This is a genomic window from Cupriavidus sp. P-10 (genome assembly GCF_003402535.2).
Taxonomy (GTDB): domain Bacteria; phylum Pseudomonadota; class Gammaproteobacteria; order Burkholderiales; family Burkholderiaceae; genus Cupriavidus.
In genome coordinates, this window is sequence record NZ_AP025171.1 from 2,145,633 (window position 1) to 2,170,917 (window position 25,285).

The 25,285-nt window shown below is 69.7% G+C and carries 21 protein-coding genes; 4 read left to right on the top strand and 17 right to left on the bottom strand.

Annotation, left to right across the window (positions count from 1 at the left end; all coding sequences use genetic code 11):
* Window positions 1–47: 47 nt before the first annotated feature.
* The 5 genes from CTP10_RS26530 to CTP10_RS26550 all read right to left on the bottom strand — a co-directional run bounded on the left by CTP10_RS26530 (window position 48) and on the right by CTP10_RS26550 (window position 5,556).
* Window positions 48–1,052, bottom strand: coding sequence for a Bug family tripartite tricarboxylate transporter substrate binding protein (locus CTP10_RS26530; protein ID WP_116321904.1), 1,005 nt, complete (start codon window positions 1,050–1,052; stop codon window positions 48–50).
* A gap of 130 nt (window positions 1,053–1,182) precedes the next feature.
* Window positions 1,183–2,382 carry an acyl-CoA dehydrogenase family protein gene (locus CTP10_RS26535; protein WP_116321905.1) on the bottom strand — a complete coding sequence of 400 codons (1,200 nt, stop codon included), beginning with the start codon at window positions 2,380–2,382 and terminating at the stop codon, window positions 1,183–1,185.
* Window positions 2,383–2,412: 30 nt separating this feature from the next.
* Entirely contained in the window at window positions 2,413–3,636 is a 1,224-nt protein-coding gene (locus CTP10_RS26540) for an acyl-CoA dehydrogenase family protein (RefSeq protein ID WP_116321906.1), read from the bottom strand.
* Window positions 3,637–3,649: 13 nt separating this feature from the next.
* Entirely contained in the window at window positions 3,650–4,312 is a 663-nt protein-coding gene (locus CTP10_RS26545; RefSeq protein ID WP_116321907.1) for an enoyl-CoA hydratase/isomerase family protein, read from the bottom strand.
* A complete protein-coding gene (locus CTP10_RS26550; RefSeq protein WP_116321908.1) occupies window positions 4,309–5,556 on the bottom strand; it encodes a CaiB/BaiF CoA transferase family protein in 1,248 nt (415 codons plus the stop codon). Before CTP10_RS26550 ends, CTP10_RS26545 begins: the two co-directional genes overlap by 4 nt.
* Window positions 5,557–5,935: 379 nt before the next feature.
* Between CTP10_RS26550 and CTP10_RS26555 the strand changes: the two genes are divergently transcribed.
* Window positions 5,936–7,189, top strand: coding sequence for an alkyl sulfatase dimerization domain-containing protein (locus tag CTP10_RS26555; protein ID WP_116321909.1), 1,254 nt, complete (start codon window positions 5,936–5,938; stop codon window positions 7,187–7,189).
* A 24-nt stretch (window positions 7,190–7,213) separates the two neighbouring features.
* Here the strand turns inward: CTP10_RS26555 and CTP10_RS26560 are convergent, their stop codons facing one another.
* The 6 genes from CTP10_RS26560 to CTP10_RS26585 form a co-directional block, all read right to left on the bottom strand.
* Window positions 7,214–8,209 carry a tripartite tricarboxylate transporter substrate binding protein gene (locus CTP10_RS26560; protein ID WP_116321910.1) on the bottom strand — a complete coding sequence of 332 codons (996 nt, stop codon included), beginning with the start codon at window positions 8,207–8,209 and terminating at the stop codon, window positions 7,214–7,216.
* Between the two features lie 2 nt (window positions 8,210–8,211).
* Window positions 8,212–9,549 carry a DUF1254 domain-containing protein gene (locus CTP10_RS26565; RefSeq protein ID WP_116321911.1) on the bottom strand — a complete coding sequence of 446 codons (1,338 nt, stop codon included), beginning with the start codon at window positions 9,547–9,549 and terminating at the stop codon, window positions 8,212–8,214.
* 13 nt (window positions 9,550–9,562) lie between these two features.
* The gene (locus CTP10_RS26570; protein WP_116321912.1) at window positions 9,563–10,903 is read right to left on the bottom strand and encodes a DUF1254 domain-containing protein; all 1,341 of its coding nucleotides are present in this window, start codon (window positions 10,901–10,903) and stop codon (window positions 9,563–9,565) included.
* 46 nt (window positions 10,904–10,949) lie between these two features.
* Window positions 10,950–11,957, bottom strand: coding sequence for a Bug family tripartite tricarboxylate transporter substrate binding protein (locus CTP10_RS26575; protein WP_116321913.1), 1,008 nt, complete (start codon window positions 11,955–11,957; stop codon window positions 10,950–10,952).
* A gap of 93 nt (window positions 11,958–12,050) precedes the next feature.
* Window positions 12,051–14,216, bottom strand: a complete 2,166-nt coding sequence (locus CTP10_RS26580; protein ID WP_116321914.1) for an acetate--CoA ligase family protein — start codon at window positions 14,214–14,216, stop codon at window positions 12,051–12,053.
* Between the two features lie 52 nt (window positions 14,217–14,268).
* On the bottom strand, window positions 14,269–15,075 hold the full coding sequence (locus CTP10_RS26585; protein WP_116321915.1) for an IclR family transcriptional regulator: 807 nt from the start codon (window positions 15,073–15,075) through the stop codon (window positions 14,269–14,271).
* 163 nt (window positions 15,076–15,238) lie between these two features.
* Here CTP10_RS26585 and CTP10_RS26590 point away from each other — a divergent pair, with 163 nt between their 5' ends.
* From CTP10_RS26590 to CTP10_RS26600, 3 genes are all read left to right on the top strand, one after another.
* Window positions 15,239–16,237: a Bug family tripartite tricarboxylate transporter substrate binding protein gene (locus CTP10_RS26590; protein WP_116321916.1), complete on the top strand. Its 999-nt coding sequence runs from the start codon at window positions 15,239–15,241 to the stop codon at window positions 16,235–16,237.
* A 22-nt stretch (window positions 16,238–16,259) separates the two neighbouring features.
* A complete protein-coding gene (locus tag CTP10_RS26595) occupies window positions 16,260–17,258 on the top strand; it encodes a LysR family transcriptional regulator (RefSeq protein ID WP_116321917.1) in 999 nt (332 codons plus the stop codon).
* A gap of 162 nt (window positions 17,259–17,420) precedes the next feature.
* Window positions 17,421–18,938 carry a sensor domain-containing diguanylate cyclase gene (locus CTP10_RS26600; RefSeq protein ID WP_233528284.1) on the top strand — a complete coding sequence of 506 codons (1,518 nt, stop codon included), beginning with the start codon at window positions 17,421–17,423 and terminating at the stop codon, window positions 18,936–18,938.
* A gap of 29 nt (window positions 18,939–18,967) precedes the next feature.
* Here CTP10_RS26600 and CTP10_RS26605 read toward each other — a convergent pair whose 3' ends face one another.
* The 6 genes from CTP10_RS26605 to CTP10_RS26630 all read right to left on the bottom strand — a co-directional run bounded on the left by CTP10_RS26605 (window position 18,968) and on the right by CTP10_RS26630 (window position 25,261).
* On the bottom strand, window positions 18,968–20,236 hold the full coding sequence (locus tag CTP10_RS26605) for a YihY/virulence factor BrkB family protein (protein WP_116321919.1): 1,269 nt from the start codon (window positions 20,234–20,236) through the stop codon (window positions 18,968–18,970).
* A 295-nt stretch (window positions 20,237–20,531) separates the two neighbouring features.
* Window positions 20,532–21,566, bottom strand: coding sequence for a LacI family DNA-binding transcriptional regulator (locus CTP10_RS26610; RefSeq protein ID WP_116321920.1), 1,035 nt, complete (start codon window positions 21,564–21,566; stop codon window positions 20,532–20,534).
* Between the two features lie 149 nt (window positions 21,567–21,715).
* Complete coding sequence (locus tag CTP10_RS26615) at window positions 21,716–22,699, bottom strand: tripartite tricarboxylate transporter substrate binding protein (RefSeq protein WP_116321921.1); 984 nt, start codon at window positions 22,697–22,699, stop codon at window positions 21,716–21,718.
* A 42-nt stretch (window positions 22,700–22,741) separates the two neighbouring features.
* Window positions 22,742–23,845 (bottom strand): porin, encoded by a 1,104-nt coding sequence (locus CTP10_RS26620; protein ID WP_116321922.1) that lies wholly within the window; start codon window positions 23,843–23,845, stop codon window positions 22,742–22,744.
* Window positions 23,846–23,945: 100 nt separating this feature from the next.
* Window positions 23,946–24,287: a cupin domain-containing protein gene (locus CTP10_RS26625; protein WP_116321923.1), complete on the bottom strand. Its 342-nt coding sequence runs from the start codon at window positions 24,285–24,287 to the stop codon at window positions 23,946–23,948.
* The gene (locus CTP10_RS26630; RefSeq protein WP_116321924.1) at window positions 24,284–25,261 is read right to left on the bottom strand and encodes a quinone oxidoreductase family protein; all 978 of its coding nucleotides are present in this window, start codon (window positions 25,259–25,261) and stop codon (window positions 24,284–24,286) included. Before CTP10_RS26630 ends, CTP10_RS26625 begins: the two co-directional genes overlap by 4 nt.
* Between the last annotated feature and the right edge of the window lie 24 nt (window positions 25,262–25,285).

Genomic DNA, 25,285 nt, shown 5'->3' on the forward strand with positions numbered 1-25,285 from the left:
TCTCCCGTCCTCGTTGTTGTCCTCGTTGTTGTCGTCGCGTGCGACGTTCATTGCGCCTTCAGCCCCGCCACCTTCACCACCTCGCCCCACGCCGCCAGGTCCGCGCTGACGAGCTTCGCCAGTTCGGCCGCGCTGGCCGGCGTGGCCGGCTTCAGGTTCATCGCGGCGAAGCGCTCGCGGTCTTCAGGCGATTGCAGGATCCGGTTCACCTCGGCGTTGAGCCGCGCGACGATCGGCGCGGGCAAGCCCCTGGGCCCGAACAGCGCGACCCAGCTGGCTTGCTGGAACGGCACGCCCTGCTCGGTCATGGTCGGCACATCCGGCGTGGGCAACAGCCGCTCCGGGCCGGAGACGGCGATGCCGCGGATGCGGCCGGATTTCAGGTGCGGGATGGATGAGACGGAATCGGTAATGCCGATGATCACGTGCCCCGCCGCCAGGTCGTTGCTGCACTGGGTAGCGGTCTTGTAGGGGATATGGCGCAGGTGGATGCCGGTCTTCGCCTTCAGGTACTCCATCGCCAGGTGACCGCCCGAGCCGACGCCCCACGAGCAGTACGCCAGCTCGGCCTTGCTGGCCTTCACGTAGGCCAGCAGTTCCTGCAGGTTGCGCGCCGGCACGCTGGCGCTGACGGCAAGCAGGTTGCCGCCGGGCGCGCTGGGCCGCGCGATCGGCGTGAAATCCTTGACCGGGTCATAGGGCAGCGACGGCGTGGTCCAGGGGTTCACCGTCAGCGTGGCGGAATAGGTGAACAGCAGCGTGTAGCCGTCCGGCGCTGCGCGGGCCACGGTCTCGCTGGCGATGATGCCGTTGGCGCCGGGGCGGTTGTCGACGACGACCGGCTGCTTCAGCGCCGTGGTCAGGCGCTCGGCGACCAGCCGTGCGGTCTGGTCGGTCACGGTGCCGGCGCCCGAGGGCAGCACCATGCGGATCGGTCGGTTCGGGTAGTTCGGGTAAGCGGCTTCGGCGTGCGCGCCAGTGGCGCCCGTCAAGGCCAGCGCCGCAACGAGGGCCGTGCCCGCCCGGCGGGCGCCAGTGTGATGGCTGAACATGCTGCTGTCTCCGTGCGGCGCATTGGCCGCGCTGTGCCGGTGCGTTGCCGGCTTTGCTGTGAACGGGCGCTCGCCGGCGCCCTGGGTAATGGTGCTCAAAGGGGGGTCAAATTGGGCTCAGGCTGGCGGCTCAGGCTGCGTGCGCCTGCGCCGCGTGATCGGACTTCGCGGACTTCGCGGAGTCCGCAAGCCGTTCGTAATGCCAGTCGGCATCGCCGAACAGGTTGGCCAGCGCGGCCAGCCGCTTGTAGCAGTGGCCGATTTCCATCTCGTCGGTCATTCCCACCGCGCCATGCAGTTGCACCACGTCCTCGCCAAGCGCCCTCGCCCCGACCGACACGAAGGCCTTGGCAAGCGAGACCGCGCGCCGGCGCGCGGGCGCGTCGCCGTGCAGCGCGGCGGCGGCGGCCTCGGTGATGGCGCGCGCCTGCTCGACGCTGACATACAGGTCCACCAGCCGGTGGCGGATCACCTGGTTGGCGGACAGCGGGCGGCCGAATTGCTCGCGCGTGGCCACGTAGTCGCGGGTCAGTTCGAAGGCGCGGGCCATGGTCCCGACGGCTTCGGCGCAGGCCATGGTGGTGGCATGGTCGATGGCGGCTTCGACAAGCGGCCAGGCACTGCCTACCGCGCCGATACGGGCGCTGTCCGGCACGCTGACACGGCGCAGCGTCCCCGTCGCGGTCTGGCGGCCGTCGTAGGTCGGCAATGCTTCGATGTGAATGCCGCGCGTGGCGGCGGGCACGGCGAACAGCGTCAGGCCGTCGCGGTCGCGGCGTGCGCCACTGGTGCGGGCCAGCACCAGCAGCACGTTCGCGCAGCCGCCGCCCAGGACCAGGGTCTTGCGGCCGTCCAGCATCCACTGGCCGTTGGCATCGTCGTGCTGCCGCGCGGTGGTGCCGACGTCGAAAGCGTCATAGCGCCCCTGCGGCTCCCATGCGGCCAGCGAGAGCAACGTGCGCCCCTCCGCCATCTCCGCGGCGGTGGCCGCATGCGCCGCATCGCCGCACGCGGCCAGCAGCGGCGCGCACAGCGCGGCATTGGCCAGCCACGGTTCGACGGGCTGCGCGCGGCCAAGCTCCTCGGCCAGCAGCGCCTGATCGCCGGCATCGCCGAGGCCTCCACACGTCTCGGGCAAGCCCACCGCCAGCCAGCCGAATTCGGCAAATGCCTGCCAGTGCCGGCGTGAAAAACCGCCCGGTTCGGCCAGCGCCGCGCCACGCTGCGCGAAGCCGTAGTCGCGTTCGACATAGCGCCGCACGCTTTCCTGCAGCATGCGGCGATCGTCCTGATTGTCCTGATCGTCCTGGTTGTCCTGAAGGTCGCTCATGGGTTGTTCCTGTTGTCAGCGGTGCGGGGACTAGAGCCCCAGCACCTGCTTGGCCAGCAGCTCGTGCTGGATCTCGCTGGAGCCGCCGGCGATGGTGTAGCCGCGGGTAACGAAGCGCCGGGCGGAAGCCGCCGCCGCATAGGCAGAATGCCCGGGCTGCGGCGCCGCCGGCTCGAAATGCGCGGCGCGGTCATAGGCCAGCGTGCCTGGCCCGATTGCGTCGACGGCCAGGTTCTCGATGTCCTGGATCAGCCGGCTGCCCAGCAGCTTGAGCATGCCGGTCTCCGGGCCCAGCCGTTCGCCGGCGCGCGCCCGCTGGCGGAAGCGCAGCACGGTCGCGGCCAGCGCTTCAAGACGCACCTCCAGTTCGCGGAACCGGCGCGCAAACCACGGCCGCAGCAGCAGCGGCTGCCCGCCCTCTTCCAGCTCGCCGGCGATGGCGCGCACCTTGGCCAGCCGGCGCCGGTTCTCGGCGACGCGCGCCAGGTTCAGGCGCTCATGCTCCAGCAGCGACTTGGCGATGGCCCAGCCGGCGTTCTCGTCGCCGACGCGGTTGCCGACGGGCACCTCGACATCATCGAAGAACACCTGGTTGAACAGGTGCCAGCCGTGGATGCCCACCAGCGGCCGCACGCTGATGCCGGAGCTGCGCATGTCGACCAGCAGGAAGCTGATGCCCTGCTGCGCGCGCGCCTCGGTGTCGGTGCGCACCAGGCAGAAGATCCAGTCCGCGTACTGCGCATACGATGTCCAGATCTTGCTGCCGTTGACCACGTACACCTCGGTGCCGTCGGGACGGGTCTTGCGCACGGCGCGGGTCTTCAGCGAGGCCAGGTCGGAGCCGGCGTTGGGCTCGGAATAGCCCTGGCACCACCAGTGTTCCAGGTTAAGGATGCGCGGCAGGAAGTATTGCTGCTGCGCCGGCGTGCCGTAGCGGATCAGGACCGGCCCGATCATCTCGATCGAGATGCCGCCGGTCTCCGGCGCGTGGGCGAGCACCAGTTCCTCCTGGAACACGGCGCGGCGCTCGGCGCTCCAGCCCTGGCCCTGCCAGTCGCGCGGCCAGTGCGGCGCGAGCCAGCCGCGTTCCGCCAGCCGGCGCTGCCAGTCGATCATCTCGTCCTTGCTCACTTCCAGGCCCAGGCGCACCTTCTCGCGCACGCCATGCGGCAGCGCCTGCGCGACGAAGGCGCGCACCTCGCGGCGGAAGTCCTGCAGCGAGGCTTCGCTGTCAGGGATATGGGAATCGCTCATGCGGGGTCTCCCTTCAGTGATGGATGTTGCGGCGGGTGGTGGCGGCGCGCATGCCGCCTTTGATCGCGGCTACGCCGTCGGCCGGGAAGCCGGCGATGGTCGCGGCGAGTTCGCGCGCGCGGCCAAGCACCTGCGCGTCGTCGGTGACTTCGGTGGCAATGCCCAGCCGCATCAGGTCGGCCGCTGGCACCCGGTCGCCCAGCAGGCACAGCCGCGCCGCCACCGCTTCGGAGTGCCGCAGCGCCAGCCACGCCGCGTTGCGCGGCGCGGCCATGCCGAGGCGGATTTCGCCGATCTGCAGGAAGGCGCCGGCGCCGCAGACCATCAGGTCGCCGGCCAGTGCCAGCGCCGCGCCGCCATTGACCGCATGGCGTTCCAGCGCGACGATCCAGGCCTTGCGGCTTTGCAATAGCGACTGGTGTACCCGTTCCCAGACCCGCGCAAACCCGGCCATGCCTTCGGGCTCGGCCTGCAGGGCCTTCAGGTCGAGGCCGGAACTGAAGGCACCATCGGCACCGCGCAGGAGCACCGCGCACGTTTCGGAGTCGGCATTGATCGTGTCGATGGCTTCGGCCAGCGCACGGGCCAGCGCACCATCGATGGCGTTGCGCAGCGCGGGCCGGTTCAGCACGATCTCGGCCCAGCCGGCATGGCGTACCAGCAGCACTTCGCTCATGCCGCCCCCCGTTGCCCGCAACCAAGGCCGATTGCGCCGGCGCTGGCCAGCGCGTCGATCTGGGCAGCGTCGTAGCCAAGCTCGGCCAGCACCTCGGCGGTGTGCTGGCCGAGCCGTGGCACGTCGGGCACGTCGCGCATGTCGTCGGCCTGCATGTTGTCGGCCTTCATGCTTGCCAGCGTGAACGGCAGTCCCGGCAGCTCCAGCTGGCCGCCCTCGCCGTTGCCGACCGCGCGCAGGATGCCGCTGGCGCGCACGTCGCCGCTGGCGCTGACCTGGTGGTAATCGCGCACCACGCCAACGACCACGTGATGGCGCTCCAGCAACGCACGCGCGGCATCGCCGCTGAGGTGGCGCAGCGCCGCGTGCAGGATCGCCAGCAGCGCGGGCCGGTTCTGCACGCGCAGCGCATTGCCGGCGAAACGCGGGTCATGCGCCAGCGCGGGCTGGCCGATGGCCTCGCACAGGCGGCTGAAGTGCTCGTCCAGGTAAGCCGACAGCACCACGTGCCCGTCCGCCACCGCGATCACGTCGGCCGCGGGCGCGGCCTTGGGCTGGCTGTTGCCGCTGCGCACCGGCAGCGCGCCGGAACACTGGTACTCCGCCCACAGCTGCGCCTGCAATTGGACGCCGACCTGCAGCAGCGAGGTCTCGATGGTCTCGCCCATGCCGGTGCGCAGCCGGCGGAACAGCGCCGCCAGGATGGCATTGGCGGCCGCCAGCGCGGTGGCCGCGTCGATCAGCGCGAAACCCGCCTTCAGCGGCTGTCCGCCGGCCTCGCCGGTGACGGACATCATGCCGCTTTCCGCCTGCGCGGCGATGTCGAGCCCGGGCCGCGAGCGCGATGGCCCGCGCGTGCCGAAGCCGCTGATCGACGCATAGACCAGATCTGGTTTCGTTGCGCGCAGCGTGTCAGCGTCGAGGCCAAGCGCTTCCATCACCCCGTGGCGGGTGTTGTGCAGCACCACGTCGCTGCCCAGTGCCAGCCGGCGCGCCGCCTCCACGCCGCCGTTGGTGCGCAGATCCAGCGCGATGCCGCGCTTGCCGCGGTTGTACGCCAGGAACATCGGGCTCTGCGGGCTGGTGCCGTCGAAGCGCCGCGCGCTGTCGCCGCGCAGCGCTTCCACCTTGACCACGTCGGCGCCCAGGTCGGCCAGCATCATGGCCGCGCCCGGCGCCGCGATGAACTGCCCGAACTCCACTACCCGAATGCCTGCCAGAGGCAGGTCTTGCCGGCTTGCCATGCGATCCACTCCCGTTGCGATGATGCGAAAGGATCATGCGGCAGCCGCGCCTTTTGCGGCAGATGCCAGGATCGCGGGGGCGTAAACCCACGGTTAGCACCGGGGGTTATCCCGGGCATCGCTGCCGCCTTAGCGCGCCGCGCGACAACCGGGAACTGCCGCGCAACGCTGGCTGCTAACCACGGGTTCACACCGCGCCAGCGTGGTCGGCTCCCGCGCCGCGCCGGCGCTGGCCCGACGGGTGACGGGCGTCGGCTTGCGGGGAGTTTCCCCAATCCCCATGCGCCGCCCGTTTGCGCGACATTGCCGCTGAGGGCAAGCCGCATCCGTCCAGCGGATGGAGGCCTGCCGGACCCATTTTTTACTCAGGGAGTCACGCATGCAGGATCTCGAGGACAAGGCCGTCGCGCTGGTGACCGGCACGGGCATCGAACCGATCGACGACGGCGTCTGGCTGTTGCACGGGCAGGGACAGAGCTTTGTCGCCGACGTCGGCGGCGGACTGCTGGTGGTCGACAGCGGCCCCGGCGGCCGCGTCACCGCCGGCATGATCGAGGCGCTGCGCACGCAGACCAGCCTGCCCGTGCTGGCGATCTGCTACAGCCACGGCCATATGGGCTACAACGCCGGCGTGCAGCAATGGCTCGACCATGCCGCCGCGCGCGGCGAGCCGGCGCCGCGCTTGCTGGCCCACGTCAACGTGCTGGCACGCCAGGCGCGCTACCGCGACACCGCGCGCATGCAGGAGCGCATGGCGGAAATCCAGTTCCGCCGCCCGGCCGGCGCGCTGGCCGGCAAGCTTGGCCACACTGCGCCGACCGAGACCTTCGCAGAAGGCCTGACGCTGGGCCACGGCGAGCGTCGCGCTGAACTGCTGTGGGCGCCCTCGGAGACCGACGACGCGATCGCGGCCTGGCTGCCGGGACGGCGCGTGCTGTATGGCGGCCCTGCCGTGATCGACTCCATCCCCAATATCGGCACCCCCTTCCGCACGCTGCGCGATACCGTGCGCTGGGCCGAGACGCTGGAGCGCATGGCCGCGCTGCATCCGCGTACCGTGGTGCGCGAGTTCGGGCCCACGTTGCAGGGCGCGGCGGAATGCGAACGCGTGCTGGGCCAGACTGCCCGCGCGCTGCGCTGGTTGCGCGCCGAGGTGGTGCGGCTGATGAACGCCGGCTGCAACGAGCGCCAGATGCTGGCCGCGCTGAAGCCGCCGGCGGAGCTGTTCGACCAGCCGTGGATGCGGCCGACGTACGGGGATCCCAGCTATATCGCCCGCGATATCTACCGCTCGGAGAACGGCTGGTGGGACCGCAACGCGAGCACGCTGCATCCGGCCGCGCCGCAGGATGCCGCCGCGGAAATCGCGGTGGCGGTGGCCGACCACGGCGCGCTGATCCGCCACGCGCAAGCCCTGGCCGGGCGCGGCGAAACGCAGCTGGCGCTGCATGTGATCGACGTGCTGGCGCTGGCGCCGGGCGACGCCCCCACGCTGGCCGAGGCGCGCCGGCTCAAGGCCGGGTGGCTGCGTACGCGCGCCGGCCAGGTCAGGAGCTATGTCTCGCGCAGCCTGTACGGCGCCGCCGCCGACATGCTGGAGCACGACACAGCCGACACCTTCGGCATCCAGTAAGCGCCTGATGTGGCGTGTGTGCCGCTACTCCAGCACCACGCCACTGGCCTTGATCACCGTGGCCCACTTGCGCACTTCCGCGTCGATGAACCGCGCAAAGCCGGCGCTGTCCACCGGCTCCGGCTGCAACCCCAGCGCCGCCAGCTTGTTGCGCACATCCGTACTGGACAGCACGGCGCTGGCATCCTGGTTGAGCTGGCGCACGATGGCGGCGGGCGTGCCGGCCGGCGCCATCAGGCCGAACCAGCCGGAGCCAATCACGCCGGGAAAGCCCTGCTCGACGAAGGTGGGCGCATCGGGATAGACCGGCGTGCGCTGTTCCGACGCGACCGCCAGCACCCGCAGCTTGCCAGCCTTGATAAACGGCAGCGCCGTCGTGATGGCAGTCAGCGTGGCATCGACGCGGCCGGCCAGCAGCTCGGTGTAGGCAGTGGCATCGCCGCGGTAATGCACGTTCAGCACCTTGAACTTCGCCTGGGCACCGAACAGCTCCGCCGTCAGGTGCGGCCCGGAACCGGCGCCCGGCGAGGCGAAGGTCACGCCTTCCGCCCTGGCGCGCGCCAGCTTCACGAAATCCGCGACCGAACGCGCCGGCGATTCCGCCTTGACGATCAGGAACACCGGGCCGGCCACGCGCGGCCCCACCGCGACGAAATCCTTGTGGATGTCGTATTGCTGCGGCAGCCCGGCCGCCGTATTGATGGCAAACGGCGCGGCCGCCCACAGCAGCGTGTAGCCGTCGGGGGCGGCGCGCGCCAGCGTTTCATTGGCAACCCGGGTGCCAGCGCCGGGCTTGTTCTCGACCACGAACTGCTTGCCGTACTTGCGGCTCAGCGCTTCGGCCAGCAGCCGCGCCGAGGTGTCGTTGGACCCGCCGGGGCCATACGGGGAAATCAGCCGCACCGTGCGCGCCGGATACCCCTGCGCCAGCGCGGCCAGCGGCGCCAGCGCCGCGCCCAGCAGCATCAGGCCACGCATGCGGGCCAGCATGGCCCTGCGCGATATCGTGTCGGCGGTCATCGTCATGCCTCCGCGGACTGGATGCCCGGATACGGGAAGGTCTTGCCGAGGTGCGCCTCGCCTGGCACGTAGAGCCGCAGGGCCACGTAGAAGGGCCCCGCCGGCGCCGGCAGCCAGTTGCCGTGGCACGCCGCGTCGCGCGGCGCTGCGGCGCCCAGGCGCAGGCGCAGGCTGCCGTCCGGCTCATAGCGAAGGCTGGGCGAGCGGTCGCCCAGCGAGTAGCGGCCGATCGGGTTCTCCACCAGCATGCAGTCGCCCTTGCCGTACATGGTCAGCGACCAGAACGCGCCCACCTGCGGCAGCTGGCCGGCTGGGAACACCAGCTCGTGCGGCTCGTTGCCGTCGAGCGGACGGCCGTGCGCGTCGCAGTCGGCGATGATGTACATGGCCTCTTCCATGCCCAGCGCGCCGATGTAGTTGCGCGCCACCTGCGCGCGCTCGGCATAGCGCGCGCCGAACGACGCGCCGATCTCGACCGGCAGGCTCCAGCCGCCGCCCAGCGCGGAAGGCATCGGCCGGGCCAGTTCAGCCAGCACCTTTTCCATGGCAGCGGCCAGCAGCATTACCTGCGTGTCGTCCAGCGCCACACCCTCGCACGCAGCACCGAGGCCCAGCGGCGCGAAGGCTTGCACGGTCGCCGCCTCGTCCGCAGGCGGCGGGTTCTCGCGCAGCGCGCGGTTCACCACTTCAGCGTAGCGCCGCACCTGCTGCGGCGACGCGCCGAGGTGTTCGTTGGGCTGCATGCCGACGTCGCAGGCGCGCACGGGGTCGCCGCCATCCGGCAGCGTCAGCCGGATGCGCTCCTGCAGCGCATGCACCGCGGGCAGGTCGTCCGCGCCGTCCACCAGCAGCCGGCCCAGCAGCCACACCGCATCGGTCGGACAGGCGATGGCGGTGGCGCCAGCCGGTGCGTCGCCGTGCCAGCCGGGGCCGTGCAGCAGGAAGCGCCCGGCCTGCGTGCCCGTGGTGCGGCTGCCGATGTAGGCAAAGGGATTGGTATAGAAATCGAGGAGCCCGAGCACGTAGTAGCGGCCGGCGCTGTCCGGCACCTCCAGCAGCAGCGGTCCCTGCGACAGGTCCAGCCACGCGTTGCTGTACAGCGTGTCGTTGTTGGGCGTGACCACCTGCCGGTGCTGCGGGCCAAGCAGCTGGCGCGTGTGGAAGAACTGGTTGACCCAGCGCAGCGTGCCGTCCGGGCGCTCGTCGGCAAAAGCGCCTTCACGCCGGCGGCGCGGGCAGGTGGCGGCGCGCATGCGCGCCATTTCGTAGAGCGGCAGCGTGTACAGCACGGCTTCGCGGGCCAGCGCGGGCGTGCGTGAGTCAGCGTGGGATGGCGTCATGGGATCTCGCTCCTCAGGCAATGCGGCGCACCGGCGGAATGCGGTACTCGCCCGCGATAAAGGCCGGCGCGGGATGGTACAGGCGCAGGATCAGGTAGAACGGGCCCGCGGGTGCCGGCAGCCAGTTGTCGGCGTGTTCGGCCTGTTCGGCCTGTTCGGGCCGGCGGTGCGAGATCGGGATGACCAGGCTGCCGTCGGCCTCCATGCGCAGGCCCGGCGTGCGGTCTCCCACGGCGTAGCGGCCGATCTCGTTGGCGCTGAAGAAGCGGTCCTCGCCGTACAGGGAGACCGACCAGAACGCCTGCGCCGGCGGCAGCATGCCGGGCGGGAAGCGCAGCTCGTACGCGTGCGCGCCATGCAGCGGCGCGCTGTCGGCGTCGAAATCGGCCATCGCATAGATAGCTTCGTCGGCGCGCAGCGCACCGAGGCCCTTCATCGCGGTGCAGGCGCGCTGCAGCCAGTCGTCGCCATAGAGGCCCAGCTTCAGGCTGTAGCCCCAGCTCTTGCGGCCCTGGCTGCGTGTGTGCGCCTCGATCAGCTGCATGGCCTGCCGATATGCGTTCTCCAGGCCGGTGCGGATCTCCGCGCGCAATGCCGTCACGTCAATATCAGCTTCCAGCTTCAGGCCGGCCTTGCGCAGCAACGTGAACGCGCCCAGTTCGCGCTCGGTGGGCGGATACTCGCGCAGCGCGTTGAACAGGTTCTGGAAGAAGTCGAGCGCCTCGCTGCCCGTGTGGCGCCAGTCGCGCACGCATTGCGGCATCGCCTTGCCCGGGGCGTCGAGCGCGAAGCCGCTTTCGAACGCATGGGCCGCGGCGAGGTCGTCAGGGCCCTGCACCAGCACGCGCCCCAGCAGCCACACCAGCGAGGTCGGGCAGGCCACCACATGCTCGCCTTCGGCGTGCTGGCCGGGTCCGACCAGCGTCACGGTGCCGCCTTCGGCCGGTACGTTGCGCGGCCCCAGGTTCTCGAAGTTGTTGGTATAGGCATCCAGCAACTCCACCACGTAGTAGCGGTCGCGCTGTGGGTCACACTGCGGCAGCGGCGGCACGCGCAGCGTGACCGGTCCGTCGGCCAGGTTGGCCCAGCCGCAGAAGTACAGCAGGTCATTGGCGGGCGTGACCACGTCGCGGTCTTCATGCGTCCACTGGCGCTCGCTCGCCGACAGCGTGTTGACCGGGGCGCGGCCATAGCCGGTGGCCTCGCTGACCGCGGTCTGCACCTTGCAGGTACGGATCGTCTCGACCAGCGGATAGCCGTAGATCACCAGCGGGATGGCTGCGGCGGCGACCAGCGCTTCCTGGCTGGAGCCGTAGACGGGTGCGGAGAAGAACTGTGGCGCGGGATGGTTCATGCAAGAGCTCCGAAGAATGTGAAGGAACAGGGCAACAGGTAGCGGCTCATTCCTGCGCCGCGCCGCTCGACTTGACCAGCGCGGCCCATGCGGGCACATCGCTGCGCATCTGCGCGGCGAAGGCGCTGCGCGGCTGGTGGGTGTAGCGCATGCCGAGCGCCTCGGCCTGCGCCTTGATGGCCGGGTCGCGCATGACGGCGTTCGTGGCGCGTTCGAGCTTGTCGACGATCTCGGCCGGCGTGCGCGCGGGAGCGAACAGCCCGAACCAGCTGTCGACACCGAACGCCACGCCGGCTTCGGTAAAGGTCGGCACGTCGGGCAGCGCGGGCGAGCGCTCGGAGCCGGTGACCGCCAACGCCCGCACCTTGCCGCTACGGATCAGCGGCAGCGTGCCGGCGAGGTCGGACATGGCCACGGGCAGCGTGCCGCCCATCACGTCGGTCAGCATGGGGCTGACGCCTTTGTAGGGGATGTGGCGCAAGTGGATGCCGCCCAGCACGTTGAGGCTTTCGCCGGCGAGATGGCCACCGGAGCCGTTGCCCCACGAGCCGTAGGTCAGGTCGGCGCCGGGGCGCCTGGCCGAGGCGATCAGCGCGGGCAGGTCGCGGCCGGTAAAGCCGGGGCCGGCGATCAGCACGTTGCCGCCGTAGAAAAGCCGGCTGACCGGCACGAAGTCGCGCAGCGGGTCATAGGGCAGCCTGGGGAAGATCGCCGGCGCGATCGCATGCGTGGCGGAGATGCCCAGCACCAGCGTGTAGCCGTCGGGCGCGGCGCGCGCGACCTGGGCCGAGCCGATGGTGCCGGTGGCCCCGGCCACGTTCTCCACCACCACGGTCTTGCCAAGCTCCTTCGACAGGCCCGCCGCCAGCAGCCGGCCGACCACGTCGGTGCCGCCGCCCGGCGGGAACGGAACGACCAGCCGGATCGGCTTGTCGGGATAGGGGCCGGCGTGCGCGGGGGATACCGCCCCGCACAGCGCCACGGCGAGCGCGCCAAGTGCGCCCAGTGCGCGCAGCGCCATGCGCCGTGACGGCAAGTGCATGTGCATTTGCATGCTTGTCTCCAGTCTTGTTAGAGGTACTGCGTCCTGCCGCGGCGGCGGCGCCCGTCTGTGCGGGCATCCTGTCCACCGCGCTGCGCGCCGTCGCTATGCCGCGCTGCGGCGGTCCGGGCGAAGCGTGACCACCGCGTCGGCGGCAACCAGCCCCTGCGCGGTGACGATGAACGGATTGATTTCGAGCGTGTCCAGGCGCTCGCCCAGTTCCGCGGCCAGTTGCGATACCGTGGCCAGCACCTGCGCGGCGGCATCGAGGTCCACCACGGGATTGCCGCGATGCCCTTCGCACAAGGCGGCGGCACGGCTGTCGCGCAGCATCGCGCGCGCCTGGGCGCGTGACAGCGGCGCCAGCCCGCACGCGGTCTGGCGGAAGATCTCGACGGCGGTGCCGCCGATGCCCGCCAGCGCCACCAGCCCGAACACCGGGTCGCGCCGCACGCCGACCATCACCTCGCCCCAGCCGCGCACCATGCGCGCCACCAGCACGCCTTCGAACGGCACCGGCGCGCCGCCATCGGTACGTGCATGCGCCACCGCTTGCGCCATGCGGGCGAAGGCATCGCGCACCGCCTGCGCATCGGCGAGGTTGAGGGCCACGCCGCCGACATCGCTCTTGTGCAGGATCTCGCGCGAGCACAGCTTCACCACCACCGGATAGCCAAGGCGCCCGGCAATGCGCACGGCCTCGTCGGCATCGTGTGCGAGGCCGTGCGGGGCCACCGGCACGCCGGCGTCGGCGAGCAGGCGCATGGCTTCGTATTCAGACAGCGCCGTGGCTTCGGGGGGCAGATTGCGCGGCAACGCAGCGCGCCGCGGCTCAGTCTCTGACGACGCACCCTGCGCGGCCTCCAGCGCCGCCGCATGCGCCAGCGTGGCGACGGCCTCGACCGCATGGCCCGGTTCGCGGAACACCAGGCAGCCGCGTGCTTCCAGCCATGCGCGCTTGTCGTCGTCGACGATGCCGGCCAGCAACAGCGGTGCGCCATTCGCGTCTTCGCTCAACGCGCCGACGGTCTGCTGCAGCTCCGGCCACAGCCGCGGCGCATTGGCGCCACCGGCCAGGAAGGCCGCCACGCAGCCAAAGGCGCCGCTGCGCGCCACGCCCGCGATGGCATCCATGAACACGCGCGGCTGCGCCACTACCTGCCCGGTCACGTCGATGGGATTGGCGGTGCTGGCGAACGGGATCGCGGTGCGCAGCGCCCCGGCCGCGTCGTCCGGCATTGGCGGCAGCGGCAAACCCAGCTGTTCGGCGCGGTCGGCCATCATGATGCCCACCCCGCCCGACACGGTGACGATCGCCAGCGGCGTGGCGGCACCGGCGCCGTCCCCTTCCGGGCGCTGCCAGGCCGCCGGCCGCCGGCCGCGGGACAGCACGTAGCCGAGCCGGAAGAATTCTTCCAGCGTATGGGCCCGGTGCACGCCGTAGGCATTGAACACCGCCTGGTACACCGCGTCCTCGCCGGTCAGGCTGGCCGTGTGCGACTGCGCCGAGCGCGCGCCGGCCGCCGTGGTGCCGACCTTGGTCACCACCACCGGCTTGCCCGCCGCACGCGCCGCTGCCAGCGCCTGGCGCAGGCGCGCGCCGTCGCGGCAGCCTTCGATGTAGGCGAGGATCACGCGGGTGTTGGGGTCATTGGCCAGCCACTCGATCACGTCGGCCACCTGCAGCCCGGCCTCGTTGCCGGTGGTGACCCAGTGGCTCAGCCCCAGCCCCGCCTCGCGCGCCAGCGCATACGCATAGGCACCGAAGGCGCCGCTCTGGCTGACCAGCCCGACTTCTCCGACCGGCGGCACCCCGCCCAGCGGGATCGGCGAGAAGGTGGCGAACATGCGTTCGCGCAGGTTCATCGCACCCAGGCAGTTGGGGCCCAGCAGCGTCACACCGCCATCGCGCGCGCTGCGGGCCAGCATGTCCTGCATGCGCACGCCGCCCTCCCCGGCTTCCGCGAAGCCGGAAGTGAAGACTACCGCGGCGCGCGTGCCGTTGCCCGCAAGCTGCGCCATCACGTCCTGGCTGGCGCTGGCCGGCACCGCCACGATCGCCAGGTCGACGGGTTCGCCGATCTCCGCCAGCGAGCCATAGGCGCGCAGGCCCTGCACTTCGGCAGCGGACGGGTTGACCGGATAAAGGCGTCCCGCGTAGCCCAGTTCGCGCAGCAGCCGGATCGGCATCCCGCCCACCTTGTCTGGCTGGGTGGAAGCACCGACCACCGCGATCGAACGCGGGTACAGCAGGGAATTCAGGTCAACCATGTGGCAGTCTCCGGATCTTGTTTTCTGGATAGTTTCGGCCGGGCCTGGCCGGCTATTGCCGCAGGCCGGTGGCGGCCTCGATGGAACGGACCATCTCCATCAGCAGCGGCGCCACCTTCTTTTCCATCATTCCGCGCTTCACCTGCGAGCCGGGCACGGCGCAGTTGAACAGCAGCGGGCGGTTCAGGTACCGGATGCGCGAATAGACGCCCACGCCGTACACGCCGATGCCGGCATCGCCCTCGTTGAGCGCGAAGCCGCGCTTGGGGTAGTGCGCCACGTTGTGGCACAGCGTGTCGTAGAACGCCGCGTATTCCTCGGGCCGCTCCTCGCGGGCGGCCACCATCAGGCCTTCGAACTCCGCCTTCGACAAGGTGCACAGGTAAGCCCGGCCCATGGCCGTGCTCAGCACCGAGCGCACGGCGCCCGTTCCCGGCCGCGCCGGGGTGCCCTCGTTGTGGGTGCAGGACTGCAGGTAGGTCACGTCGAGCCGGTGCGCCACGCCCATCGACGCAGCGCCCTCGATACGGTCCGCCAGTGCCTGCATCAGCGGCCGGGCCACGTGGCGCACCTGCAGCCCGGCCAGGTACGGGTAGCCGAGCGCCAGCACCTGGGCGCTGACGAAGTACTTGTCGAGCTTGGGATCCCAGTCGAGGTAGCCCAGCTCGAACAGCGTGCGGCAGATGCGCGAGACGGTCGCGCGCGGCAGCTGCAGCCGCTGCGCCAGCTCGCCGTTGCCGAGCGGGCGCGGCTCGTCGATAAAGCAGCGCAGCAGCGCGAAGCCCTTGGCCAGCAGGCCGCCGAAGGACGGGTCCTCGCGGCGGCGTTCGGCGATGAATTGTTCGACTGGCAGGTTCATGGCGTTTTTCCTCTTTACCCAGTCTGGACAGCGCGCCATCCAGTGTCAAAAGGCGGAATCAATTTCCAAATATTGGAAATATAGGCCATCGTGTTGACCCTCACGGCGCACCGCCCATAAGGTTCTCCGGCATCGGGCACAGATTCGAAAAGGAGACAAGGACATGAAGAACCGCACCCTGGCCCGCCGGCGGCGTGCCTTGCTGATCACAGCCGCGGCGCTGAGCCTGTTGCCGTTTGGCGCAAGCGCCGATGATGCTTACCCAGCCAGGCCCGTGCGCCTGGTGGTGGCGTACCCCGCAGGCGGCCTGACCGACACGCTGGCTCGCGCGCTGGCGGAAGGTCTCGGCAAGCGGCTGGGCCAGACCATCGTGGTCGAGAACAAGGGCGGCGCGGGCGGCATCATCGGCACCGACCAGGCAGCCAAGGCGGCGCCCGACGGCTACACCCTGCTGCTGACCATCCCCGGCCCGGTCACCTCGAACCTGGCGCTGTACAAGAAGCTTCCCTACGATCCGCGCACCGACCTGCGCCCGATTTCGGACATCGCCACCGCGCGCACCGTGCTGGCGGTCAACGCCGGCGTGCCGGTCAAGACCGTTGCCGAACTGATCGACTACGCGAAGAAGGAACCCGGCAAGCTGCGCATGGGCTCGTGGGGACCGGGCACCCAGCCGCATACCATCCAGACCTACATGGGCAAGAAGTATGGCGTCGACATCCTGCACGTGCCGTACCGCGGCGAAGGACCGATGGTGACGGACCTGCTGGCCGGCCAGGTCAATGTGACCGTCGGCTCGGTCACCGCGCTGCAGCAACACTTCGCCGGCGGCAAGCTGCGGCCGATCGCGGTGACCGGACCGCGCCGCGCCAGGTCGCTGCCCGACGTGCCCACCTTTGCCGAGGCGGGCTTTCCCGATGACGCCTACCGGCTGACCGGGCCGATCACGCTGATGGCCCCGGCCAGGACGCCCCAGCCCATCATCGACCGCCTCGGCCGCGAGGCCAGCGCGCTGGTGAAAAGCCCGGCCTTCGCCAGGCGCGTCGAGGACATGGGCGCCGAGCCCATCGGCAACACCCCGTCGGAGGCAGCCAGCGCCTACACAGCCTACCTGCCGGTGGTGCTGAAGCTGACCGCCGACACCGGGGTCACGCTGGACTGACGCCCCGACCGGAGCTCCTGCCATGCGCCTCAGCCAGATCCAGGACTTCATCGCGGTGGCGGAAGGCGGCAGCATCCGCGCCGCGGCCAGGACGCGCGACGTGTCGGCGCCCGCGCTGACCAAGAGCATCCGGCAACTCGAGGACGAGCTGCATGTGCCGCTGCTCACGCGCACCACGCGCGGCGTCGTGCTATCGAGCTACGGCGAGGCTTTCCTGCGCCGCGCGCGCCTGATCGCGGCCGAGGCCCGCAGGGCAACCGAGGAGATGACGCAGATGCTGGGCGCGCGCACCGGCACGGTCCGCCTCGGCGTCACCGGCGGACCGGCCCACCTGCTCGTGCCCGCGGCACTGAACCGCTTCCGGCGACAACACCCAGAGGTGCAGGTCTGCATCGACAGCGGCCGGTACGCGGTGCACCTGCAGGATTTGCGCGCGGGCCTGATCGACATGGCGGTGAGCCCGGTGCCAGACGAAGGCATCGACAACGACTTTATCTGCGAGCCGCTCTACAACAACGACTCGGTGGTGGTGGCGCACCAGGAACATCCGCTGCGCCATGCGCGCTCGCTGCGCGAGCTGGTGGGATCGGAGTGGATCCTGACGACCACCCGCATGCACGGCCCCGGCGCGGCCATCATGGATGCCTTCCGGGCACGGGCCCTGCCGTTGCCGCGCGTAGCCGTGCGCTGCGACACCTTCGGCATGATCCAGTCGCTGCTGCAGGACCGCAAGCTGCTCTGCATGGTGGCGCGCCAGCTGATGCAAGGCCGCGCGTCGGTGTCGACCGGGCTGGCCGTCCTGCCGATCGAGGACGTCCTGCCCAGCCACACCGTGTGCCTGATCTACCGCGCCGATTCGCCGATGCCCCCGGTCGTCGCCAGCTTTGCCGCGCAGCTCAGGCGCGAGGCGCACTACCTGATCAACATGCCCGACAGTCCGCTGCGGCGTCCCCTCCCCCAGCCTCCTTCGCCATGCCAGGCGCCGCAGGGAAGTGACCGTATCAGTACTCCGGCATCCTGAACCGTCCCCCCATTCGCAAACGGTTGGCGAACTGCACGCGATTAACACCAGCAGTGACTCTTTTTTCACCCGGCCAACCTGGGGGGCCGCGGGCACTACAATGCTGCAAAAAATGCAACGGCAGCGCCCGCGTGTTCCATGATCGACTTTGCAAGACAACGCTTGCCTGTACGCCTGAATCCCGCCGGGATGATCGTTGCGGTGACCATCGCACTCGCCTGCGCCATCGCCGGACTGGGCGCCGCGGCGCTTGCGCAGATGCGCAGCGACGCCCTCGCCAGCGCCAGCGAAGCCTCGGCCAACCTGGCGCTGACGCTGGAGCGCAGCATCTCGCGCAACCTGCATATCTACGAGTTCGCCATTGCCGGGGTTGCCGATGCCATCCGTGCCCCCGAGGTGATGCAGCTGCCCACGGCATTGCGCCAGCGCGTGCTGTTCGACCGGTCGCTTAATGCCGAGGACATGGGTTCGCTGCTGGTGGCCGACGCCAGCGGCAACCTCGTGCTCGATTCGCACAAGTGGCCACCCCGCGCCGTCAACGTTGCGGACCGGGACTATTTCCAGGCCCACGCACACGACGCCAACGCCGGCACCTTCCTCAGCCAGCCGTTCCAGCCCCGGATCACGACGGAGAACAAATCCATCGGCCTGAGCCGCCGGGTGCCGGCGCCGGATGGCAGCTTCGGCGGCATCGTCGTCGGCACCCTGCGCATCAATTATTTCCGCAAGCTGTTCAACGGCGTCAGTCTCGGCTCCGGCGGCACGCTGACACTGCTGCGCACCGACGGGACCATCATCATGCGCCGCCCGTACGAAGATTCGTCGATCGGACGCAATATTTCGGGAAGCTCTTCCTTCACGCCACTGCTGCGCGGCACCGAAGGCAGCTTTATCGGCGTCGCGGCGGTCGACGGCGTGCAGCGGCTGTACAGCTACCGGCGCCTGCCCGGCTTCCCGCTCATGGTGGTGGTCGGACTCTCGGTCCGCGACGTGCTGGCGCCCTGGTACAAGCGCGCCTGGTGGTTTGCCGGGCTGATCGCCGTGGTCGATGCGCTGCTCGTGGGACTGGCGGTGCTGCTGTCGCGCCAGTGGCGCCGCCGCCTTGCCATGGAAGCGCACCTGCGCCTGATGGTGAATACCGATGGCCTGACCGGCCTGGGCAGCCGGCGCGCACTGGATGACGCTGCCGACAAGGAATGGCGGCGCTCACGGCGCGACGGCCTGCCGCTGTCGCTGCTGATGGTCGATGTCGACCACTTCAAGCAGTTCAACGACCGCTACGGCCATCTTGCCGGCGACGATGCGCTGGCCGCGGTCGGCGACTGCATCCAGAGACATATCCGCCGGCCGGGCGACTATGCCGGCCGCTATGGCGGCGAGGAATTCGCAATCCTGCTGCCCGGCACGCCTGCCGCGGGCGCCGCAAGGGTCGCCGAGGCCATCCGCCATGCGGTGCAGGCGCTGGAACTGCCGAACGCGGCCAGCCCGCTCGGCGCGGTGACGGTCAGCATCGGCATTGCCACCAGCTCGGCCCGCGAGGGGGATGGCCCTGCGTTCGCGGACCTGCGCGCCTTCCTGCATGGTGGCGACCAGGCGCTCTACCTGGCCAAGCGCGACGGCCGCAACCGTGTGGTGGTGTTCGGCGAGACGGGCGAGACCGCGCCGACGTTGTCCGTCTGAGGCGGCGACGGCGTTTGCAATGCAGCGCCTCAGCGAGTCCGGTGCAGACAGGCTTCGACGTAGCTCACGCCGAACTTGATCAGGTCGCGGGTATCGCCCGAGTGGTGGCCCGCCTCGGCGGACACCACCAGCGCCTGCGCCAGTTCGCGCAGGCGGTTTCGCAATGCCTGCTTGTCCGAACCCGCTGCGCTCCTGAAGTGAATGAAGGCCTTCTCCCCCGCATCCGCGATAGCGACCGCCGTTGCCTGCCCTTGCTCTCCCGCCTTGACGGCAGCCTTCACGATCTCGTCGACGTACAGCGCCACGATGGGCGTCACGCCGTCGTCGCCGGCCTTCACCGGATGGCGCGTCGCCTCGCCCCGGGCATGCTCGTCCACGACCACCTGCGCCCGCCCGCGTATCGGCGCGGTCGGCGGCGCAGGCTGGCCGCTGTGCCGCAGCGAGCCGAAGCGCTGGGCAAAATGCCAGGTAAATTCGGCACCCAGCAGGAAAATCTGCGCGGCGTAGTACACCCATAACAGCAACACCACCAGCGACCCGGCGGCGCCATAGCCGCTGGCCACACCGCTCTTGCCGATGTACAGGCCGATCAGGAACTTGCCCAGCGTGAACAGCAGCGCCGTGACGACGGCGCCAAGCCAGACGTCGAACCAGCGGATCTTGGTGCGCGGCATGATCTTGTAGATCATGGCGAACACCACGGTCGTCAGCACCAGGCTGATAGCGGTGTCCAGCGCGTGCCCGAACGCCTCGTCGATCCCCAGCAGCGGCCCCCACTCACGCCCCATCGCCGAAATGCCGGCACTGAGCAGCAGCGAGACGACCAGCAGGAAGCCGATGCCCAGGATCATGCCGAACGACAGCAACCGCGCGCGCAGCAGCGAAAACAGCCCCGAGCTCTTCTGGCGCTCCGGCACGCGCCAGATGCGGTCGAGCGCCGACTGCAGCTCGGCGAACACCGTGGTGGCACCCACCAGCAATGCCACCACGCCAAGGACGGCGGTAATCGTGCTGGCGGCGGGTTCGCTGACCGCGATCAGCATCTCTTCGACCACCTCGGCCCCTTCGGCGCCGATCAGCCCGTTCAACTCGCCGACGACCTCGCCGCGCGCCGCTTCCGCGCCGAATATCACGCCCGCCACGGTGATGACGATCATCAGCAACGGGGCAATCGAGAAGACGGTGTAGTACGCCAGCGCCGCGCCCATGCTCGGGGCATAGTCGTCGATCCAGGAGTTGATGCTCTCCCGGACCAGCTCGAAGGCGGCACGCGGCGACACGGGGCCAAGGGATAGCATGCGAGCTCCTGTCGCAGGGTGTCCTGCTTGGCAACAGCAAGACCCATTCCAGAGCCATGGCGGCGGCAATGCCGTGTCCGGCGGCCCTGCGTGGCGTGCGAACCCTGCAATGGGGTGCTGCCACATTTACCAGGCTTTGCCGTGCCTTCAGAGGTAGATGTATCCTCCGCTGCCCGCTTCGACTGGTTCTAGGGTGATTTACGCGCCCCTCATGCAGGCAAACCTCGAACGGCAAAGCGGAAGGTCCTGGCTGGCGGCCGAACGTGGACGAGACGCGTCCTCACACCGTGGCCTGCTATGGCCGATCGGGTGGCGCCGCGGTGGAGCCGCGCACGATCAGCTGCGGCGTGAGCTGCACGGTGACCGCATCCGATCCCGGCTTGTCGATCTGCCGGAGCAGCAGCCGTGCTGCCTCCTCGCCCATTTCGTGGACGGCGATGCGCACCGTGGTCAGCGGCGGGGTCAGCGCATCGGCGAACGGCATGTCGTTGTGGCCCACCACCGAGATGTCGGCAGGGCAATCCAGGCCGCGTTCGCGCAGCAGGTCATAGCAGCCCATCGCCACCAGGTCGTTGCCGGCGGCGATGGCGGTGACCGCCGGAAAGGCTTCCAGCAGTTGCGCGCACGCCAGCTTGCCGGCCTCGCGCGAATAGCTGGCGGCCTCGATCACATGCCAGGCGTCGCGGCGCAGGCGGTGCCGCTTGACCGCCTGGATGAAGCCCTCGCGCCGCAGGAAGCCGGTGGACAGCGAGGCCGGACCGGCGATATGGCCGATATGGCGATGGCCCAGGCCGGCCAGGTGGTCGACCGTCAGCCGCATCGCCAGCAGGTTGTCGCTGACCACGCACGAGACCCGTCCCGTCTCTTCGCCGCGGTTGACCGTGACGACCGGGATATGCTGCCGGATGCAGTAATCCAGGACCGCGTCTTCGCGCTCCGCCGTCGCCAGCACCAGCCCTTCGACCTGCCGGCCGATCATCTGGTCGATGATGAAGCGCTGCCGGCTCTTGTCGGTGCCGGCGTTGACGACGATGGGCACGTAGCCCTGCTGCGCCAGCACCGACTCGATCCCCGCCAGGATCGGCGGAAACACCGGGTTGGCGATATCGGGCAGCACCACGCCCACCAGCCCGGAGCGCTGCGTGCGCAGACCCGCGGCGATACGGTTGGGGCGGAAGCCGCGCGCCTCGGCCACCTCCAGGATGCGCGCCGCCACGTCCTGCGCCACCAGATGCCGCGTGGCCGGGTTCATGACCCGCGAGACCGTCGAGTAATGCACGTCGATCTCGGCGGCCAGGTCTTTCAGGGTAAGGCGCTTGCGCTCTGGCATGACGGCGGGTAGTGGGGCGGCGGCCCGGGAATGGGGGATGCGACATTTTAAGGTGCATTGCCCCTGGAGTTCCCGTTCTCCCCTCTCCGCTCGCGGGAGAGGGGCCGCGGGAGAGGGAGCACCCCAGCGGCGGTGCCACGGCCATGCCCCTACTCGCCAGCCCTGACGCCGGATTGCCGGACCACCGGCGCCAGCTTGCCGATTTCCGCCTGGATATACGTGGCAAATTCCTGCGGCGACGAGCGCCGCGGCTCGGCACCCTGCGCGGCCAGGCGCTCGCGCACGTCGGGGGCGGACAGCGCCTTGCCGATCTCGGCATTGAGGGCGTCTACGATCTCGCGCGGCGTCCCGGCGGGGGCGAGGATGCCGAACCAGGAATCGAAGGCATAGGCAGGGAAGCCCGACTCCGCGACGGTCGGGATATCCGGCAGCGCGCTGGCCCGCTTCGCCGTGGTCACCGCTAGCGCGCGCAGCTTGCCTTGCCTGACAAAGGGCAAGGCCGAAACGGAAGGCGCGAACATCATGTCGCCGCGGCCGGCCATGACGTCGGTAAGCGCTTCGCCGGTACCCTTGTACGGGATATGCGTGATGTCGATGCCGGCCTGCATCTTGAACATCTCGCCGCTCAGGTGCGTGGAGCTGCCGGAACCCGCGGAGTCGAAGTTGAGCGCGCCCGGCGTGGCCTTGGCCGCCGCCACCACATCGCGCACCGACTTGTACTTGCTGGCCGCGTTGACCACCAGCACGTTGGGCACGCTGGCCACCAGCGAGACCGGCGCGAAGTCCTTCACCGTGTCGTAGCCGAGCCTAGGATAGAGCGTGGCATTGATCGCGTGCCCGACCGACACCAGGATCAGCGTGTAGCCGTCCGGCGCCGCCTTGGCCACGCCGGTGGCGCCGACGGTGCCTCCCGCGCCGGGCCGGTTGTCGACGATCACCTGGTAGCTGCCGCCTTCGGCCATCTTGCTGCCGAGGATGCGCGCCAGGATATCGGTGGCGCTGCCGGCCGAGAACGGCACCACCAGCCGGATCGGCTTGCTGGGGTACTGGGGCTGTGCACTGGCGGCGGGGGCGGCCGCCAGCATCAACGATGAAGTCAGCGCCAGCACGGCGCCCTGGATGGATCGAATCATTCCTTGTCTCCTCACTTCCGGTCGGGACGCGTGTGCCGCGCCTCAGAAGAAATGCCGCATGCCGAGCGCGACGGTCTGCGGGTCGGCGCCCGCGCTCACGCCCAGCTCGTTGATGGCGAAGTCATAGATCGCGTTGCGCTTGTTGTTGATGCGGCTGTAGTACGCATACAGCGCCGTGCGCTTGGATAGCGGATAGTCGTAGCCCACCGTGACCTGCGTCGCGCCTGTCTCCGCGCCGCTGCGGAAGAAACCGACGGTCTCGGTGGCATTGCCGGCGCCGTTGCTGGCCAGGCCAAAGCCGACCCGCACGCTGCCCGGCCCCAGCTTCTGCACCACCGACGCGTAGTACCCATTGCGCGTCAGGTCGCCGGTGGCGGTGCGGTAGTGCAGCCGTTCATAGAGCAGCGCTACGGTGGTGCTGGGGAACTTGTAGGAAACGCCCGCCTTCATCGCATCATCGTTGCGCCCCGCGGTCTGGTAGTGCTGGTGGATTTCGTAGGCCAGCACTACGTTAAGCGGGCCGTTGTCATAGGCGGCGGAGAACGAGTACAGCCCCGGGTTGCGCGGCACCGTGGTCTTTTCCTCATTGACGCCCCACGCGGCCGCGCCGCTGAAGCCCGCCAGCGACGGCGTCTTGTAGACGATGATGTTTTTCTGCCGGCGGTCGAACGCGCTGGTGTCCTGCACGTTGTCAGAGCTGGACGTGGAGCCGTTGCCGATCAGCGCCATATAGCCCGCCGTGGTCGGGTAATACGGGTCGTAGGTCAGGGTCGCCTCGGTATAGGGCGTCTGCCAGTGCCCCATGAACAGCGTGCCGGCGCTGCCCTGCAGCCCGATGCGCGAGTTGCGCCCCGCGATCTGGCCCTGGCCGGTGTCGAGCGAGACGTTGCTCTCGATCTGCCAGATCGCCTTGAGACTGCCGCCCAGCCCTTCCTCGCCGCGCATGCCGAACACGGAACGGTTGTTGGTCAGGCGGCCGACGCCGCCCAGGCGCGTGCCGTCGGTCGCCGTATTGGCATAGGAATACTCCAGCGCGGTGTTGAGGCGCCCGTACAGCGTCACGGACGACTGCGCGCCCGCGTGGCCGCTGCAGGCCGCGCCCACCGCCAGCAGCAGCAAGCGGCACCGCTTGGGAACGGATCTCATTGGTCTACCCCTGTGGTTGTGATCATTCTTTTTGTAGTCACTTTTGTGGTCAGCGCCGTGCATTTCAGCGCTGCAATCGTTTGCATTCCAGCGCAAGGAATCAGGCCTTCGGATACGGCATCGCCAGCAGCAGCAACGCCGGCCGGTTGCCCGGATTCGACACCTGACGCGCCTCCCCCGGGGCAAGCCGCACCGAGTCGTACTGTCCCAGCGTGACGGCCTGGTCCGGCGTGCGCACGCAGACTTCGCCTTCGAGCACGACGTAGTGCTTTTCCACCGGCGAGGCATCCAGCGCGGTATGGCCGCCGGGCAGCAGCACCGAGACCCCGAGCCACAGCGCCTCGGACGGCCCGGCCTCGTGTCCCTGCAGGCGCAGGCAGTGCATGCCGTCGTGGTTGGCCGGGAAATACGCCGGCGCCTGGGCAAAGCGGGTCGTGTTCATGGCTTGAGCACCACGCGCTCGGTCGCGCCTTGCAGGACCGCGCGGTAGGCGTCCTTGGCATTGGCCAGCGCATAGGTGTAGCCGGACAGCACCGGGAACGGCCGCAGCGCGCCCGAGGCAAACATCGGCGCAAGCTGGTCAAGGATCCTGGCGCAGGCGCCGCTGTCCAGCGCCAGCGTGTCGACGCCGACGTACGTATGCTGGCCGCGATAGAAGGCAAAGATGTCGAACGGCACCGGCTTCTCGATGGTCGAGATAAAGACCTGCGCCGCGCCGATCGCCATCGCCTGGTTGGCCTGCTCGAAGTACGGGCTGCCGACGGTGTTGTAGACGATGTCGGCGCCATGGCCGCCGGTCTCGTCGCGCACCACTTCCGCGATTGCTTCGCGGCTGGCGTCGATCATGCGCACCGCGCCGCTGGCGTGGCCGCGGTAAGCCTCGGCCGCGCGCTCGACGGCAAAGACGCGCGCACCGAGCGCCGTGGCGATCTGGATGGTGGCCTGCCCCACCTTGCCATTGCCGCCACAGACCAGCACGGTGCTGCCGGCCTGCGGCATGCCGGCGCGGCGCAGGCCTTCATACGCGGTGATGAACGGCACGCCGACGGCGCCGGCCTCCAGCAGCGACACCGACGCCGGCTTGGCGCGCACCGCGCTGGCCTGGATGCGCAGGTACTTGCCATGCGTGCCGTCGCGGCGGATGCCAAGCTCGCCGCCGCTGCCCCACACCTGCAGGCCCAGCAGCGCGGCGGGACCGTCGACCACCAGGCCGGCATAGTCGCGGCCCGGCGTGCGCGGCCAGATTGCATGCGGCATCAGGCCCAGCGTTGCCTTGACGTCGCTGGGGTTGACCCCGGCACTGGCGACTTCGATGATGCATTGGTCCGCCGCGGCATCGGGGCGCGGTACGCCGAGCAGTTCAAGTTGCAGCGCTTCGATATCGGCGGCTTTCTGGTTCACGCGGATGGTGTTCATGAGGTTTGTCCTTTCAGGAATCGG